The sequence below is a fragment of the Nocardia sp. NPDC087230 genome (assembly GCF_044744725.1).
GTDB lineage: Bacteria > Actinomycetota > Actinomycetes > Mycobacteriales > Mycobacteriaceae > Nocardia > Nocardia canadensis.
In genome coordinates, this window is record NZ_JBIUYV010000001.1 from 1,198,343 (window position 1) to 1,214,215 (window position 15,873).

The following is a 15,873-nucleotide window of genomic DNA, read 5'->3' on the forward strand; positions in this document are numbered from 1 at the left end:
GCAGGCGGTGCAGGCCATCGAGGCCCGCTTCGCCGCCGAGGTGCTCGAGATGATCCTGTCCGGACCCGGCCGCGACGACGACGTGAGCCGCCGGTTGCGGGCCTACGGCGTGCCGTCGGACGAGCCGCTCGCGGTCCTCGCGCTCGCGGGCGCGGACGTGTCCCTCGACGACATCGCCGACGCGGTGGGCACCCTGTTCGCCGCGCACGGCATCCCGGTGTTCACCGCCGCGGGCAGCCGCGACGTGGTGGCGGTGAGCCCGTGGCCGGGCACCGCCGAGGAGCTGGCCCGCTTCGCCGCCGAGCTCTCCGGCGACATCGCCCGCCGTACGGCGGCGCCCCGCATCGTCATCGGCGTCGGTGACCTCGCCGCCGCCGCGTCGAGCCTGCGCGAGCCGCTGGTCCGGGCGCGGGAGGTCTGCCAGGCGTTGCGCGCGCAGCCCGGCCCCGACACCGCGACCTTCGCCGATATCGCCACCCACCGGATGCTGCTGGGCCTGCTCGACGCCCGGGTCCTGGAGCGATTCACCGACCAGGTCCTCGGCGCCCTGCGCGCGCACGACGCCCGCGCCCACACCGAACTCGAGCACACCCTGCGCGTCTTCCTCGCCAACGACGGGCAGTGGGGGGTGACGGCGACGGCGTTGCATGTGCACGTCAACACCCTGCGCAACCGGATGGCCAGGATCACCGAGCTCACCGGCCGCGATGTCCACCGGCTCGCCGACACCGTCGACCTGTTCCTCGCGCTCGCGGCGGGCGCTCAGCCGGGATAGATCGCCGGATCCAGGTCGTAGGTGGGCAGTGGCCGCTGCGGTGTCGCGGTGTCGGCGCGGGCCCAGGCCGCCACGTCCCGGCAGCGCGCGAACGTCACGTCCCCGCACTCCTGGGCGTAGCGGATCAGGCTGCGCAGCGCCAGCATCCGGCCAGGGCGGCCGGTGAGGAACGGGTGCATGCAGACGTTGAACAGGCACCGGTAGTGGCGCATCCCGTCGAGTTCGGCCCGCCACATGCGCTCGACCTTGGCCGGCTCCTCGATGACCGACCCGATCCGCGGTTGCGGCAGGTACGCGTACTGCTCCCAGTCGTCGAGCGACCAGTGCACCGGCAGTTCCACCACCGGCGCGTGCGCGCCCGGCACCAGATACGGCCGGTCGTCACCCATCAGCGAGGAGTCGTAGGCCAGCCCGTATTCGGCGACCAGCCCGAGGGTTTCGCGGCTGGCGCTCCACATCGCCGCCCGGTGCCCGGCGATGTCGATGCCCTGTGCCGCGAAAACCTCCAATGCCCGAACGAAATCCGCGCGCTCGGCGCCCGGGGGCAGCGAGGTGGGCGCTCGGTGACTGTAGGAGTGGTGGGCGACCTCGTGCCCGCGATCGACGATCGCGGCGGCCAGCCCCGGACGCTGCTCCGCGACCCAGCCGGGCACGAAGAACGTCGCGGGCACGGCCAACTCGTCGAGCAGGTCGAGGATCCGTGGCACGCCGACATCGGGCCCATAGGACTGGTGCGACATCACCATCGGGTGCTCGGCGTAGCGCCCGCCCTCGGCGAGGATCGGCGTCTCGGCGTCGACGTCGAAGGTCAGGGTCGCCACGGCGGCCGCGCCACGGGTCCAGGAGGTCATCGGCGTGCGCGCCAGGCCGCGGCAGTGTCCAGGTTCGCCATGGGGTGCAGCATCTCACGGTCGAACGCGGCGAGCGGAGCCCCGGTCTCGACCCGGCGGGGCAGGTCGGGGTTGGCCAGCGCGCCGGTGCCGAGCGAGAGCAGATCCGCGTGCCCGCCGGTGAGGACGTCGGCCGCCTGGGGCAGCGCGTGCATGCCGCCGTTGGCGACGACCGGCTTACCGGTCACCTCGCGGGCGAGCTGGGTGATCGTCGAGCCGCCCGCCAGCCGCGCGGTCTCCAGGAAGTCGCGGCCCTCGCTGGCGATGTGCAGGTAGCTCGCGTCGGCCAGCGCGTCGAAGATCACGCGCGCGTCGTCCGCGCCGCCGGGCCAGCGGTAGGCGAAGTCGTTGACCTTCGTCTGCGACAGCCGCATTCCCACCGGCAGGTCGCCGACGGCCTCGCGCACCGCGTCCAGCACGCGCACGTGCAGCCGGATCCGGTTCGCCACCGGGCCGCCGTACTCGTCGGTGCGCAGATTGGTGTAGTCGGTGAGGAACTGGTCGAGCAGGTAGCCGTTGGCGCCGTGGATCTCGACGCCGTCGAACCCGGCGGCCCTGGCCCGGGTGGCCGCGGCGGCGAACCCGGCGATCACCTCGTCGATATCGCGGGCGGTCATCTCCGCGGGCGCGCTCCACGCGCCGCCGACGCCGCCGTAGTCGGCCATCATCCGTCCCGGCGGCGCCACGGCCGACGGACCGATCGTCCCGACGCCGTAGGAGTTGCCCTGGGAGATGGCGCCCGCGTGCATCAGCTGGGCGACGATCGGCACGCCCTCGGCGTGCACCGCGTCCACCACCGTCCGCCACCCGGCGACGTGGCCCTCGGTGACCAGACCGGGCTGGCCGAAGTAGCCCTGGCTGTGCGCGGCGTCGGGGTAGATGCCCTCGGTGGTGATCAGGCCGAAGCCGCCTGCGGCGAATTCGCGGTAGTACCCGGCCATCTGCGCGGTCGGGGTGCCGTCGGGCTGGGCCGAGATCCGGGTCATCGGGGCGACGGTGAAGCGGTTGCGCAGCCGCAGGGGTCCGAGATCGAACGGGGCGAGGGCGGGGTGGGCGAGGTCGGTGGTGGTCATCGGTTCTTCTCCTCGGTGGTCAGTACGGTCAGCGACAGCGGGCTCGGGCCCGCCCCGTTGATGACGTTGTGGTCCTGCGGGCAGGACGAGACGACGACGAGACACGGCAGCTCGGCGCGCAAGGTGATGGCGTCGCCGGGCCGCGTCGCGGCGGTCAGCCACGACAGCTCGCCGTCGGCGCCGACGGGGATGCGCATGAACACGTTGATGGGCTGCGGGATATGGGACGGCGCCGGATACCCGCGTTCGGCCAGCGCGTCGGTCAGGTTCTGCGCACAGCTGGCGTGGTCCGGATCCCCGTAGGCCGCATAGCGTTGCGGGTCGCAGGCGGCGATCAGCATGTCGTGAATGCCGGGGGAGGTGTCGGCGAGGTAGGTGAGGATCGGGCGGCGCCGGTTGGTCACGAATGCCTCGCCCAGCGCCGGGAACAGGCGGCTGGTGTGGGTGCGGGTGTGCGCGGCGCTGTGGTGTTCGGCGAGGTCGTCGGCGTGGTAGGCGAAGACGTCACCGACCTGCCCGCCGGCGACATCGGTGATCCGCAGGCGATCTCCGGGGCGCAGGAGCACCGACCTGGCCTGCCTGGCGGGCACGAGGACCGGCTCCGGGTGGCTCAACGTTGTCATGCCGTTCAGTCAACCGGTGCGCGGGACCCGAGCGCCATGGAGATGTCGACACTCTCTTGTGTTCGAGGTGGATGTTTCACTATGTCACGAGGGCTTGGGGGCGCGATAGCGTGCGATGGTCCGTTCGGTCTACGCACAGGAAGTGCCCATGATCACTGCCCTCGCCACGGCACACGCCATCGCGACCGGCGACACGACCTCTTCGGCGGTCGTCTCCTCGGCGATAGACGTTGCGCGGCAGCCTGATTCGGCCACGACGCTGGTGACCGTCACCGCTGAACGCGCCCGTCTCCAGGCCGCGGTCGGCGATCGCCGGGCGGCACGGGGCCTTCGGCGCAGTGTCCTCGACGGTGTGCCGATCGTGTGGAAGGACCTGTTCGATCTCCAGGGCACGGTCACGACGTGCGGTTCGGCCAGCCACCAGTACGACGAACCCGCCGCCGTCGACAGCCTGCTCGTGCGCCGGGCCCACGATCGGGGCCTGGTCACCCTCGGCAAGACCACCCTCAGCGAGTTCGCCTTCTCCGGCCTCGGCGTCAACACCCGCTTCGGCACCCCCACCAACCCCGTGGCCCCCGATCTGATCCCCGGCGGATCCTCGTCGGGGTCCGCCGTCGCCGTCGCCCGTGGCCTGGTCCCACTGGCGGTCGGCACCGACACCTCGGGCTCCGTGCGCATCCCCGCCGCCCTCTGCGGAGTCCTCGGATTCCGCGCCAGCCCAGGGCGATACGGGCCGCACGACTTCGCGCCTCTGTCGCCGACTCTCGACAGCGTCGGTCTCTTCGCCACCACCGTCACCGACATCGCCGCCCTCGACGGCCTATTGCTTCCATCAGGTTCCACGCCGTCACTCGGGTCGGCGCCCGTCGGCCAGGGGTTCGAGGGCCGGACAACGGACCGGGAGCGTATCGCCGGTCATGGGAACGAATCCCTCAGAACGACAGCGGGATTCGACGCCGCGCGCCCGCTGCCGCCCCGGTTCGTCGTCCCGACCGGCGAATGGACCGACGACCTCGCGGCCCCGATCGCCGAGAACTTCGCCCGCACCGTCGCGCACCTGCGGGCCGCGGGAGCGGCCGTCGAGGTCCGCGCGCTCGCGTCCCTCGTGACCGCACAGCGACTGCTGGACGACCACGGCACGATCGTCGGCGCCGAGGCCCACCGCCTGCACGGCCACCGGCTTCGCTCGACGATGCCGATCGAACCGGCCACCCGCCGCCGTCTGGAAGCCAACGCCCACACGGCGACCACCATCGCCCCGGTGTACGCCGCGCTGCCCGGCCTGCGCGCCGACTTCGCCGCCGAACTCGGCGCCGCGACTCTCCTCTGCCCGACGATCCGCCGCCTGCCACCGCCGATCACCGACCTGCTCGCCGACCCGGATGCCTACGACACCGCCAACGCGACGATCCTGCGCACCACGATGCTGCTGAGCTACCTCGGCAGCTGCGGCATCAGCCTGCCCACCCCGTCCCGCCACCCGGGACACTCCGTCCTGCTCTCCAGACACGGCGGCGCCGACGGCGCGCTGCTGGCGGACGCCCTGTGGACCGAACGAGTCATGCACCGGCACCAGGATCACTAGCGGCCGAACGAGTCGCGCACCTGCCTCGGGATCACCAGCGACCGAATCCTCGGTGGCGCAGTGGGGACCGCGGGTCGGTGGCTTGCCTGTGCAGGGGTCGGCGCCGGTCCGGCGCACCGGGAACCGTGGGATTCGCGCCGGGGTGCGGTCGCGGCCGTACTCTCGAACGGATGCGTGTGGCCGGGCCGCGGGTGGGTCCGGGTGAGTGGAGGAGGGCGGGCGTGAGGGTGCGCGACGGCGAGATCGATCGCCCGCTGTCACCGTCGGAGCGCTGGTTCTGGCTGGTCGATCAGCTGTCCCCGGCCAATTGCGTGGTCCGGCTGCGGGTGCGCGGCCCGATCGGCGGGTATCGCCTGGAGGACGCCGCGGCGGCGGTGGTCGCCGAATTCCCGTTGCTGCGGGTGGTCGTCGCGGACGGGCCCCGGTTCGTGCCCGCCGCCGACCCACATCTGCCGGTGCTGCATCGCATCGTCGGCGATCCGGACGAGTGGCGCACCGTCTTCGACGAGCAGCTCGCCACCCCGGTCGATCTCGCGACCGCGCCCGGCAGGCTCATCGATCTGGCCTGGCGCCCAGGTACGTCCGACGAGCTGCACGACCTGATCCTGGTCTTCTCGCATGTCCTCGTCGACGGCCGTTCGATGGCCTCGCTCGGCTCCCGCATCCTCGCCGTCGCCTTCGGCGCGCCCGCGTCCGAGATCGTCCGGCCCCCGATCCCGGCCGCCGACGACCTGATCCCACCCGCGCACACCGGCCTGCTGCGGTGCCTGCGCACGAACCTCTCCGGCCAGCTCACCGCGACTCTGCGGCGCACCGTCGGCCTGCCCGGCACCCCGCCGCCGCTGCCCGCCCGGCGCACCCGCACCGTGCTGCGCACCCTCGAGGGCGACGAGCTGGCCGCGCTGCGCACCCGCTGTCATCGCGCGGACGTCACCGTCAACGCCGCGCTGACCGCCGCGCTGGCCCAAGCGCTGGGCGAGCTGAATCGCCCCCGTGGCTCCGGCATCGCCGCCATCGGCATCCCGGTCGACGTGCGGTCGCGCCTGCGTCCGCCGCCCGCCGACGACGAACCGGGCATGTTCACCGCCGTGGTCCCCACCTTCATCCCCTTCGGCCCGGAAAGCTCCCTCTGGGACGCGGCCCGCACCGCCAAAGCTCACCTGGCTCAGCGCCTGGACCGCCATGCCGACCTCACCGCGCTGGCCGCGATTCGCTACGGGTGCCCGCGCTCGCTCGAATCAGGCAGGCGCGCGGTCGAACTCGTCGACCGTCGCGCGCCATGGAACGTCACCCTGAGCAACCTCGGTCACCTCACCACCCCCGAAACCCCCGAGCCCCTGCCCATCACGGCCCTCACCGTCGCGGGCACCAACTCCTGCGCCAGCGCCCTCACCGTCGCCGTGGCGACCCTGCACGCCACCATGTCGATCACCTTCTGCTACGTCGACACGATGCTCGCGCGCTCCACCATCGAATCCCTCGCCGACCACACTCTCGCCGCCGTCACCCGCTGACACGCGGCGGAGCTAGCCGAGGTGGGCGCGCAGCCGGTCGCGGAGGGCGGCGCGGTCGGGTTTGTTGGTGCGGCCGCTGACCGGGATCTTGTCGACGATCACGATGTCGTCCGGAACGGCCGTGGTGTCGATGATCTGGGGCAGGCGGGTGCGCAGCAGCGCCGCGATGTCGCCCGCGTCCGGGTCGGCGACCACGGCGAGGACGATACGTTCATCACCGATCTCGTCGGGCAGGCCGACCATGATCGCCTCGCGGACCCCGGCGATCGCGGTGATCACCGGCTCGTACAAGCCCGGGTAGATATTGGTCTTGCCGCGGATCATCATGTCCTTCTTGCGGCCGGTGAGCACGAGCTGCTCGCCGTCCCAGCGCGCCAGGTCGCCGGTGGCGACCTCGGTGAGCGGCTCGTCGCCGAGATAGCCGCGGCACAGATTCGGGCCTGCCAGGACGAGTTCACCGTCCGCGGCGATGCGCGCCCGCACGCCGGGGACGGGGGCGCCGAGCAGATCGCCCTCGTGGGCGAGCTTGGCGACGTCGTTGGTGACGGCGACCGGCAGGATCTCCGTCATCCCGTAGATGGCGAGGAACTCGGTGCTGGGCAAGGATTTCCGCGCCCGCCGCAGCAGCGCCGAGGTGACGGGTGCCCCACCGAGGGCGACCTGGCGCAGGTTCGTCGGTGCGGTGATCTCGCCCGCCTCGAGCGCGTCGAGCGCGACGGCCAGGTCGGCGGGGGTGTAGAAGGCGTGGGTGGCGCTGCGCAGCTGGTGGGTGAACCGCACCGGGTCGATGTGGGTGCCGAAGCGTGGATACGGCGGCATCGCCCAGCGCGCGCCCGCCATCAGCGCGGGCAGCCCCATCATCAGCTGCTCGGTGTGCAGGAACGCGCCGGGGGCCAGACTCGTCCGCCCGCCCATCGCCGCCAGCCCGGCGCCGAGCGAAGCACGGGTGTGTACAACGGCTTTCGGGTCATCGGTGGTCCCGGAGGTGAACACGATCAGCGCGGCCGCCTCGGGATCGGCGGGCGCCGCGGCGGGCCCGGCCGCCTTACCGGTGAAGCGGCGCAGGGGAATCGAGCCTGCGGGCACGCCGGGCAGCCACGCGCCGCTGTGGATGTGCCGCACGTCCAGCGCACCGAAGCGCGGCAGGCTCAGCCCCCGCCGACGCCCGAAGCCGGCGAGCGGGCCGCTCACCGCGTACAGCAGCGATTCTGTGGCCGCCCAGGTCGGTTCGACCAGGGCTACCCGCTGGGCGAACAGCTCGGGCCCGATGCCCGGGTCGACGAACACGATGGTGCCGCCCGCGGCGATCACGCCGAAGATCAAGGTCACCGAGGCCACGCTCGGGCGGATCGAGAACAGCATCCGGTCGCCGGGCGCGAACCCGGTCGCGCCCAGATTGGCCGCGACCCGATCGACGCTGTCGACGAGCTCGCGATAGGTCAGCGCGCGCTGACCGACCGTGCCGAGGGCCGAGGCGTCGGGAATGCGATCGGCCTGCATCGCCAGGTGAGCGAGGAAATCGGCGGTCATCGGATATCGACGATGTCGGGCCGGTAGCGGTGGTCGGCGTACCAGGCCAGTGTCTTGCGGATGCCCCACGCGCGCACCCGCCGGTTCGAGCCGTACACCCGCACGTCACGGCGCAATCCGTAGTCGGTGGTGATCGTGCGCACGGCATTGACCAGCGCCCGGTCCTCGTGCAGGTCTTCGATGGCGGTTCGCGGGAATCCGCCTGCGGCCGTGTACAACTCGGCTGTGATCGCCATATTGCAGCCGGGCGTCATCACGTACGGGCCCAGATACTTCGGGTCGCGATTGCCCGAGCGCACCTTCCCGAAGGCCGAGGCCACCTCGAGTGCGACCCGGATGATCGTGCGGTCCCGCCACGACACCCCTTCGTCGGTCCGGGGAATCAGCTGCCCGCTGATCAGTCGCAGCCCCGCGTCGAACCCGGCGTTGATCCGCTGGGTCCAGTCGGGCGCGGGCAGGCAATCGGCGTCGGTCCGGGCGAGCCGGGTCGCGCCCCGCGCGATCGCGTACCGCATTCCGGTGTCGGCGGCGGCGCCGGTGCCCTTCTGCGCTTCGCTGATCACCTCGATCGCGGGAACCGGATGCGCGGCCGCGAACGCCCGCACGATGTCGGCGGTGCCGTCGGCCGAATTGTTGTCGACCACGACCACGCGGAAGTCGGTATCACGTTGCGCGGCAACGGCGGTCAGCGTCGCGTCGATCCCGCGCGCTTCGTCGAAGGCGGGGATCACGACCCACAGCCCGCTCACCGCCGCGCCACCAACCGGTCGAGACCACCGATCTCGGTGACCCAGTCGTGGAAGCGATCCAGCCCCTCCGCGAACGGCACGGTCGGTCGGTAGCCGAGTTCGCCCTCGGCGCGCGAGAGATCATAGGTCGCCGACCGGGTGACCAGCGCGACCGCGTAGCGCGACAGCGGGGGAGTCCACCGCCGCGCGACCGCCGGAATCCGCCACACCGTCTCGATCGCCGCCAGCGCCCCGCCGAGTACCGGCGCGGGCACGACGACGCTCGGTGCGGACAACCCGAACCGCCGCGCCACCGCGGCCATCGTCGGCCACACCGCCACCGGCTCCGCATCGGCGACGAAATAGGCGCGCCCGCCGACCTTTTCGGCCGCGAGCGCCAGCTCCACCGCCTGCACCAGATGATCGATGTAGCACAGCGACGCGCGCACCTCGCGGCCGCCGGACAGGTCGGGCAGGCGTCCCGCCCGCAATTTCGCCAGGATCTGCACGATCGGCCCGTGTCGATCCCCGGGCCCCCAGACGGCGCGTGGCCGCAGCGAGCACGTCGTGAAGGTCGGCGTATCGGCCGCCAGCACCAGCTGTTCGGCGACCGCCTTGGTCTCGCAGTAGCTGTTGAGGAATCGCGCCGGGTACGGCACCGACTCGTCGATCCCCAGCTGATCACCGCCGTCGGGCGCCATCAGCGCGCTGGGACTGCCGATGAACACGAAGCGCTCGACTCCGGCCGCGGCGGCCTCCTGCATCAGCCGATCGGTCCCAGCGACATTGACCGCGAAGAACTCCGCGGGCCGCCCGAACTCACCGAGCAGCGCCGCGGCGTGCACCACGGCCGTCACCCCGGAGACCGCACGGGCCAGCGCCGCCGTGTCCGCGAGATCGGCCACCGCCACCTCGGCGCCCGCCGGGGCCGTGGCGGGGTCGCGGACCATTGCCCTGACCGTGACGCCGCGCGCCAGCAGGCCGCGCACGATCGCCCCGCCGACGAACCCGCTCGCCCCTGTCACCAGCACAGTCATCGCGTCACCCTACGACGTGGACCCGGCCCGACCGCCGGGGCGCACCGGTCCCGGCGGTCGCGCGCCGCTGCCCACGCCGATTCACCGATCGGCCTCGCCCAGTGTCTTCCACCAGGTCGCACCGAGCAGCATCGTCATCGCGGCGGCCCGGCCGGGCCCGATCCCGTGCTCGGCGGCCACCCGCCGCGCGGCTGGGATCTGGGCGAGGTGCGCGCCGACGCTGAGCGCCAGATCGATCCAGAACGCCAGCTTCGCCAGGCGGGAACGGAACGGCCGCACGATCCCGAGGATCACGTAGGCCCAGCCGAGCACCGGCACCGCCCGCAGGGCGAACACTGTCGTTGCGCTCGGGGCGCTCGCCGTCGCCGCGCGATGGCGCGCCTGAGTCTGCTGCGGTGCCGTCACCGTCCACCTCTCCTTGTTCGCGTTCGCTGTCGACGCGGCGTGTGTGGTCATCACCGCACCCCGGGCCCGCGGTAGGTCACCGCGGCTGCCGTCGGCCCGCCGTCGGCGGCCACGAACAGCAGCGGCTGATCGGTGCGTCCGGCCTCGCGGGCCGCCACGTAGGCGGCCGTGAGCGCGGAAGTGTGCGCGTCACCGGCGAAGTCGTCGGTCACCAGCGCGGCGACGCCGAGTTCGGCGGCCAGTGCCGTGGCGAATTCGGGCGTCGGCTTGCCGCACACGAGGACCACGCGTTCGGCCTCGATGTCGTCGGCAGCCAATGCTTCCCGGGCCGCCGCGGTCGCGTGCTCGACGAGTTCCGCTGTGCCGGTGTCGAGTTCGACGGTCAATGCCGACCGTCCGGTGGCGCCCATCGCCGAGAGCGTCACGTAGCCCTGCGGATCGGGCAGCGCGTCACCGGCACTCACGTGCACGCCGCCGAAACCGATGGCGGTGGCGGAATTCTCGAGCACCAGTGCCGCCCCGACCGGCTCGAACGGGAAGTCCGCGTCGGCGCGCATCGACGGATGCGCGTCGCCGGAGACGACGACCACGTGCCCGGCGGGCAGGTCGGCCAGCAGCGACGCGGCCACACCGACCGCGTTGACCAGGCCGCAGGCGCCGTTCATCAGGTCGAACGACAGGCAGGGCACGTCGCCGGGCCGGTACTCGAGGCCGATGCCCGCCGCCTGCTGGATGAGCGCGGCCACCGCCGGTTCGACGAGGTTCGCGTCGCGGTAGACCCCGACGTTGATCAACGCGTCGACCTGGTCCGGCGGACAGCCCGCACCGGTCAGCGCGGCCCGCGCGGCGGCGGCCGCCTGACCCACCGAGCTGACGCCACCGGTCTGCGTGACGGCCGAAGAAATGATGATTCCCATACTGTCCTATACCCGCAGATCGCCGATTGTCACCGACAAGAACCCGGCGACCACGCCCGACGCGGCGGGCACCAGCAGCACTTTGGACCCCGGCGCGATCCGGCCCTGCCGTAGTGCGTCGTGCAGCACCACGAAGTGCGAGGTCGAGGCGGTGTTGCCGTAGCGATCCAGCACCGCCAGCTTCGGCGGCATCGGTGAGTCGAACTCGCGCTCGGCGATCTTGTCGATCAATTCCACGGCGGGACCGCTGAATTGATGATGGATCAGATAGTCGTAGCCCTCGGCGGCGAAGTCGGAACCACGGGCGGCCAGGAACTCGCGCTGCCGCGAAGTCCACAGCAGATACCGCGACTCGTTGTGCATCGCGCGATTATCGGTGTAGAGCGCGACGCCGGGGCCCTGATCGCTCGGCATGCCCAGGCACAGTTTCGCGAAGGCGGCGCTGGTGTTGAGCTCCACGTAGTCCAGGCCGGGGCCGTCGGTGGCGTCGAGGACCACGGCCGCGCCCGCGTCGCCGACGGTCAGCGAGGCGAACTGCGGGTCGTACTTCTGCGAGATCTCGCGCACCGCGGTATCGGAGATCGGGGTGATGCACTCGCCGGAGACCACCAGGCCCCTGCGGACCGCGCCGGAGCGAATCATCCGGTCCAGCAGCAGGACTCCGGTCATCATCCCGGCGCAGGCGTTGGACACGTCGAAGTGGATCGCCCGGTTCGCCCCCAGCGCGGTGCGCAGCATCAGCGCGAACGACGGCTCGAGGCAGAAGTCCTCGCCCCGGGTGCGGGTGATCGAGCAGGAGATGATCACCTCCAGCTCGGCGGCCTCGTAGCGGGAGTTCGCCAGCGCCTCGCGCGCGGCGGCCAGCGCGATGCTGAACGAGTCCTCCGGCCTGCCCTGCGCGTCGACGCCGCGCACCCGCCGCGCCGCCACCCCGCTGACCTTCTCCAGATCCAGCGGCGCATCGATGGCCAGCCGGCTCATCAGCTCCGCCGTGGTCACCTCGCGGGCGGGCAGATACGCGCCGACGGCCTCGATTGTGGATTTCACCATGTGCTTGTTCACTTCCGAATATCGCGCGATGCACAGTCCTCCATCAGCGCATCTCGCCGATCCTAGTCACAGACCTTCACTATTCGGTCTCGCTCAACTAGATTGTGCCGGGGTGTGGAGTGCTGCCCGACGCCATGAACTCACCCTACTCGCCGCAGGTCAGCCCTGGTTGCCCGGCGTATTGCTGCTGGGCCGGGTCGCGCGCCCGATTCGCAAGGTCCCCAAACTCGGCTGGTTCGTTGCCGATCCGCTGGTCGCACGCCAGATCTACAACGACAGCACGCACTTCAGCATCGTCTCCGAGGGCGCCGCCGGGCACTGGTGGGCGCAGGTCATCGGCGACTGGGTCGAGGACCTGTTCGAGGGTCCGGGTCACACCGAGCTGCGGACCACGGTGCGAGACCTGTTCACCCTGACCCACACCGACGCGCTCGTGGCGCGCGTCATCGGCCCTGACCTGCGGGATCTGCGTGATCGGCTGGCCGAGGGTGAGACCGTCGACATCGCCGCGCGCGCCCAGATCCTGGTCGGCCGCAGCGTGTCCGACCTGGTCGGCATGCGCCCCGAGGACATCGCCGCGGCCATCGGCGGCGATCCCACCGACGACCTCGACGCGCTGTTCCTGCGGCTGTTCCACCATGTGGAGGAGCTGGTCAACCTGGGTTTCGGCACCATGGCCTCGACCACGCTCGACCCCGTCGCGGTGGCGCGGGCGAAGGAGCTGGCCGGGCAGCTGGCTGTCAATGTCCCTACCGCCTACGCGCGCGCCGATCCCGACACCACGCTGGGGCGCTGTCGCGAACTCGGCCTCGACGTCGAGCACGCGGCCGGGCTGGCCATCCTGATGGCGGTGGCCGGCACCGACACCCTGGCCAGCGCCATGACCAGGATGGTCGCGATCATGCACGACACCGGCGAGCACCGGGCCCTGCTCGCCGCGCCGCACCGGCTGCCCGACGCGGTGCGCGAGACCCTGCGGGTGACCAGCCCGGCCTACCTGGTCGGGCGCTCGGTCACCGCCGACGTGCGCGTGGCGGACCGGGACCTGCGGGCGGGCGAGCACGTCAAGATCCTCACCTGGACCATCAACAACGCGGTCGGTGAGTTCAGCGTGCACCGCGACTACGTGTCCGAGACCCGGCAGCTCTGGTTCGGCGGCGGCCGCCATCTGTGCCTGGGTGCCCAGCTCGTGCACTCCGAGCTGACCGCGCTGCTCGAGGCGCTGACCGCGGCGGGCAGGCCGTGGGAGATCGTCGAGCGCCGCTACCGGCGCAAGGTGTTCATCCCCACCTACGAGACGCTGCGCATCCGGCTGGCGGGCTGAGCGCAGCACGAAGGCCCCGTCCGTGGACGGGGCCTTCGTGGTGGCTACTACTGGTTTTCCGGGGCGTTGATCCGGTTGCTGAAGCCGATACCGATCACGATCGCGGCGGGCACGCCGGTGATCACCAGACCGGCCGCGGCGCCCAGCGGGATGCCGACCGCGCCACCGGCGAGGCAGCCGGCGATGCCGGTCGCGCCACCGAGCGCCAGCACCGGGATGCCCAGGATCAGGCCGCCCGCGGCGCCGATCGCGCAGCCCGCGACGCCACCGACGAGGGTGCCGACCAGGGTGCCGATGGCGGTGACGATGCCGAACTGGGTGGCGGCGGCGCTCACCGCGTCGTCGAAGGCGTCCTGGCGGACGACGTCCTTGAGCAGGGTGGACGGGCGGGCCGAGGCCGCCTCGGTGCGCGGGGTGAGCACGGCGCGGGTGCCGTCGATGGCGGCGTCGATCGGGTACTCGAGGTCGTTGAGCGTGTAGGCGAGCGGGAACCCGACGACGACGTTGCCCTGCCCGTCACGGACCTGGAACTGGCCGTTCTCGCTGGCCAGCGAGCCCGCGTCGGTTTCGACGACGACCGAGTCGCCCTCGATGCCGGTCTTCCAGTTGATGCCGGGCAGCACCTGGTTCACGCCCTGGCTCACGCCGTCGAGGAAGGCGGGAATCGGCGCCGGGGCCGGGGCCGGGGCGGCGTGCGAGGTGCCGGTGGCGATACCGAGCGCGGCGATGACAAGTGCGGAGGTTGCGGCAACCTTGCTGAGCTTCATGAATGCAGTCTTTCCCTCAATGGCAATGCTCCCGGGGGGAGCGCAGGCCCTCGATCGAGCACCCATGAACAAGTGTCCAACTCAATGTTGCTGAGATGTAACTTAAAATGTCATAAGAACACAAAACGGACAGTGATCTGCGCCATTGCGTTCGAATGTCATTTGCCGCGTGGAACTTTCACCCCCGAATTCGCCATCGTGATCTGAAACACGTCAGGGTCGTCCCTGGTCGGCCACTGCCGGGACGAGCCGGAGCCGCCGCGACAGATCCGACGCGAAGACCTGCTCGGGATCGGCCGCGTCCCGCACCCGCCGCCATTCGTCCAGCCGCGGATACATCGCCGCGATCGTCTCCGGAGCGGTCCGCGAGTCCTTGGCGAAGTACAGCCGCCCGCCCGCGACCAGCAGCCGCTCGTCGAGCTCACGGCAGAAGCGATCCAGGCCGGCCGTGATGGGGAAGTCCAAGCTCAGCATGTATCCGGGGTGTGGCCAGGACAGCGGCGCCGGGTTGCTCGGGCCCATCCGCTTGAAGACGTTGAGGAACGAGTGGTGCCCCGACTCGGCGATGGCCTGCACCGCGCGGGCCAGGTGCCGCTCGGCGCCGAACGGCATCGAGAACTGGTATTGCAGGAACCCGCGCCTGCCGTAGGCGCGATTCCATTCACCGAGCAGATCCAGCGGGTGATAGAACTGCGTCAGATTCTGGATGCGACCGCGCGCCCGTCGCGGGAACATGCGATGCGCCGCCTCGGCCGCGATTCTCGTCGTCATGCTGTTCACCATCCCGTTCGGAAAGATATCGGGCACAGTGAACAATTGCGGCGCATCGAAAGTCAGTGGTTTGCTGCGAAGCCTCACCGGCAACTGGTCCACGGTCGCGAGCGAACCGCGGCTGAACCCGGCCCGACCGAGTTTCGCGCCGGTGGAAATGGTGTCGGGCACCGACATCGAATAGTCGTAGCCGTCGTCGGACCCGCCGGTCAGTAGCGCCATCGTCTCGTCGAGATCGCGGGTGCGGTCGTTGTCGACGAAGAAGTACGCGGTCTCGGTGTGCTTCAAGCGGATTCGGGCACCGGTCACGATGCCGGTCAGCCCCATCCCGCCGACGGTCGCCCAGAACAGCTCGGACTCGGGGCCCTGCGGGGTCAGTGTCCGCACCGAACCGTCGGCGGTGAGCAGATCCAGCGACACCACGTGGTTGCCGAAGCTGCCCTGCGAATGATGGTTCTTGCCATGGATATCCGACCCGATGGCGCCACCGACCGTCACCTGCCGGGTGCCGGGCAGCACCGGGACCCACAGTCCGTACGGCAGCGCGCGCCGCATCAGGGCATCCAGGCTGACCCCGGCGTCGACGTCGGCGATCCCGCTGTCGGGGTCGATGTGGTGGATGCGGTCGAGCGCGGTCATGTCCACGACCAGTCCGCCGCCGTTCTGCGCCGGATCGCCGTAGCTGCGGCCCAGTCCGCGCGCGATCACCCCGCGCGGGCCCGCCGTGCGCACCCGCTCGGCGATCACGCCGATGTCAGGCGTGCGCAATACCTCGGCGACGGTCGGCGCGGTGCGCCCCCACCCGCTCAGGCTGCGCCGTTGGGTCTCGGGAATCCCCTGTGTGAAAGTCACGGGAGCACACGTTAAGTCGTGTTGCTGAGGGC

General features: G+C 71.3%; 15 protein-coding genes. 4 read left to right on the forward strand and 11 right to left on the reverse strand.

Annotation, left to right across the window (positions count from 1 at the left end; genetic code table 11):
- Positions 1-7: 7 nt before the first annotated feature.
- Complete coding sequence (locus ACIO52_RS05715; protein WP_402641942.1) at positions 8-775, forward strand: PucR family transcriptional regulator; 768 nt, start codon at positions 8-10, stop codon at positions 773-775.
- Here the strand turns inward: ACIO52_RS05715 and ACIO52_RS05720 are convergent.
- The 3 genes from ACIO52_RS05720 to ACIO52_RS05730 are packed head-to-tail and all read right to left on the reverse strand — an operon-like array spanning position 763 to position 3,361.
- Positions 763-1,626: a polysaccharide deacetylase gene (locus ACIO52_RS05720; protein WP_218718648.1), complete on the reverse strand. Its 864-nt coding sequence runs from the start codon at positions 1,624-1,626 to the stop codon at positions 763-765. The two genes, ACIO52_RS05715 and ACIO52_RS05720, sit on opposite strands and share 13 nt — an antisense overlap.
- Positions 1,623-2,738: an NADH:flavin oxidoreductase gene (locus tag ACIO52_RS05725; protein ID WP_218718649.1), complete on the reverse strand. Its 1,116-nt coding sequence runs from the start codon at positions 2,736-2,738 to the stop codon at positions 1,623-1,625. Before ACIO52_RS05725 ends, ACIO52_RS05720 begins: the two co-directional genes overlap by 4 nt.
- Positions 2,735-3,361 (reverse strand): DUF1989 domain-containing protein, encoded by a 627-nt coding sequence (locus ACIO52_RS05730; protein ID WP_218718650.1) that lies wholly within the window; start codon positions 3,359-3,361, stop codon positions 2,735-2,737. The genes ACIO52_RS05725 and ACIO52_RS05730 overlap by 4 nt, the downstream gene beginning before the upstream one ends.
- A 148-nt stretch (positions 3,362-3,509) precedes the next feature.
- Here ACIO52_RS05730 and ACIO52_RS05735 point away from each other — a divergent pair, with 148 nt between their 5' ends.
- Positions 3,510-4,946, forward strand: coding sequence for an amidase family protein (locus ACIO52_RS05735; RefSeq protein WP_402641946.1), 1,437 nt, complete (start codon positions 3,510-3,512; stop codon positions 4,944-4,946).
- Positions 4,947-5,167: 221 nt separating this feature from the next.
- Positions 5,168-6,460 carry a condensation domain-containing protein gene (locus ACIO52_RS05740; protein WP_402641949.1) on the forward strand — a complete coding sequence of 431 codons (1,293 nt, stop codon included), beginning with the start codon at positions 5,168-5,170 and terminating at the stop codon, positions 6,458-6,460.
- A gap of 12 nt (positions 6,461-6,472) precedes the next feature.
- Here the strand turns inward: ACIO52_RS05740 and ACIO52_RS05745 are convergent, their stop codons facing one another.
- The 6 genes from ACIO52_RS05745 to ACIO52_RS05770 all read right to left on the reverse strand — a co-directional run bounded on the left by ACIO52_RS05745 (position 6,473) and on the right by ACIO52_RS05770 (position 12,127).
- Positions 6,473-7,990: a class I adenylate-forming enzyme family protein gene (locus tag ACIO52_RS05745; RefSeq protein ID WP_218718653.1), complete on the reverse strand. Its 1,518-nt coding sequence runs from the start codon at positions 7,988-7,990 to the stop codon at positions 6,473-6,475.
- On the reverse strand, positions 7,987-8,739 hold the full coding sequence (locus tag ACIO52_RS05750; protein WP_218718654.1) for a glycosyltransferase family 2 protein: 753 nt from the start codon (positions 8,737-8,739) through the stop codon (positions 7,987-7,989). The genes ACIO52_RS05745 and ACIO52_RS05750 overlap by 4 nt, the downstream gene beginning before the upstream one ends.
- On the reverse strand, positions 8,736-9,755 hold the full coding sequence (locus tag ACIO52_RS05755; protein WP_402641953.1) for an NAD-dependent epimerase/dehydratase family protein: 1,020 nt from the start codon (positions 9,753-9,755) through the stop codon (positions 8,736-8,738). The genes ACIO52_RS05750 and ACIO52_RS05755 overlap by 4 nt, the downstream gene beginning before the upstream one ends.
- An 81-nt stretch (positions 9,756-9,836) precedes the next feature.
- Entirely contained in the window at positions 9,837-10,211 is a 375-nt protein-coding gene (locus ACIO52_RS05760) for a hypothetical protein (protein ID WP_402641956.1), read from the reverse strand.
- A complete protein-coding gene (locus tag ACIO52_RS05765) occupies positions 10,211-11,077 on the reverse strand; it encodes a hypothetical protein (RefSeq protein WP_218718656.1) in 867 nt (288 codons plus the stop codon). Before ACIO52_RS05765 ends, ACIO52_RS05760 begins: the two co-directional genes overlap by 1 nt.
- 6 nt (positions 11,078-11,083) lie before the next feature.
- Positions 11,084-12,127: a 3-oxoacyl-[acyl-carrier-protein] synthase III C-terminal domain-containing protein gene (locus ACIO52_RS05770; protein WP_316575883.1), complete on the reverse strand. Its 1,044-nt coding sequence runs from the start codon at positions 12,125-12,127 to the stop codon at positions 11,084-11,086.
- A 169-nt stretch (positions 12,128-12,296) separates the two neighbouring features.
- Between ACIO52_RS05770 and ACIO52_RS05775 the strand changes: the two genes are divergently transcribed.
- Entirely contained in the window at positions 12,297-13,451 is a 1,155-nt protein-coding gene (locus ACIO52_RS05775; protein ID WP_316575882.1) for a cytochrome P450, read from the forward strand.
- A 47-nt stretch (positions 13,452-13,498) separates the two neighbouring features.
- Here ACIO52_RS05775 and ACIO52_RS05780 read toward each other — a convergent pair whose 3' ends face one another.
- A complete protein-coding gene (locus ACIO52_RS05780; protein WP_218718658.1) occupies positions 13,499-14,218 on the reverse strand; it encodes a hypothetical protein in 720 nt (239 codons plus the stop codon).
- A gap of 213 nt (positions 14,219-14,431) precedes the next feature.
- Entirely contained in the window at positions 14,432-15,841 is a 1,410-nt protein-coding gene (locus ACIO52_RS05785; RefSeq protein WP_402641961.1) for an FAD-binding protein, read from the reverse strand.
- Positions 15,842-15,873 lie beyond the last annotated feature (32 nt).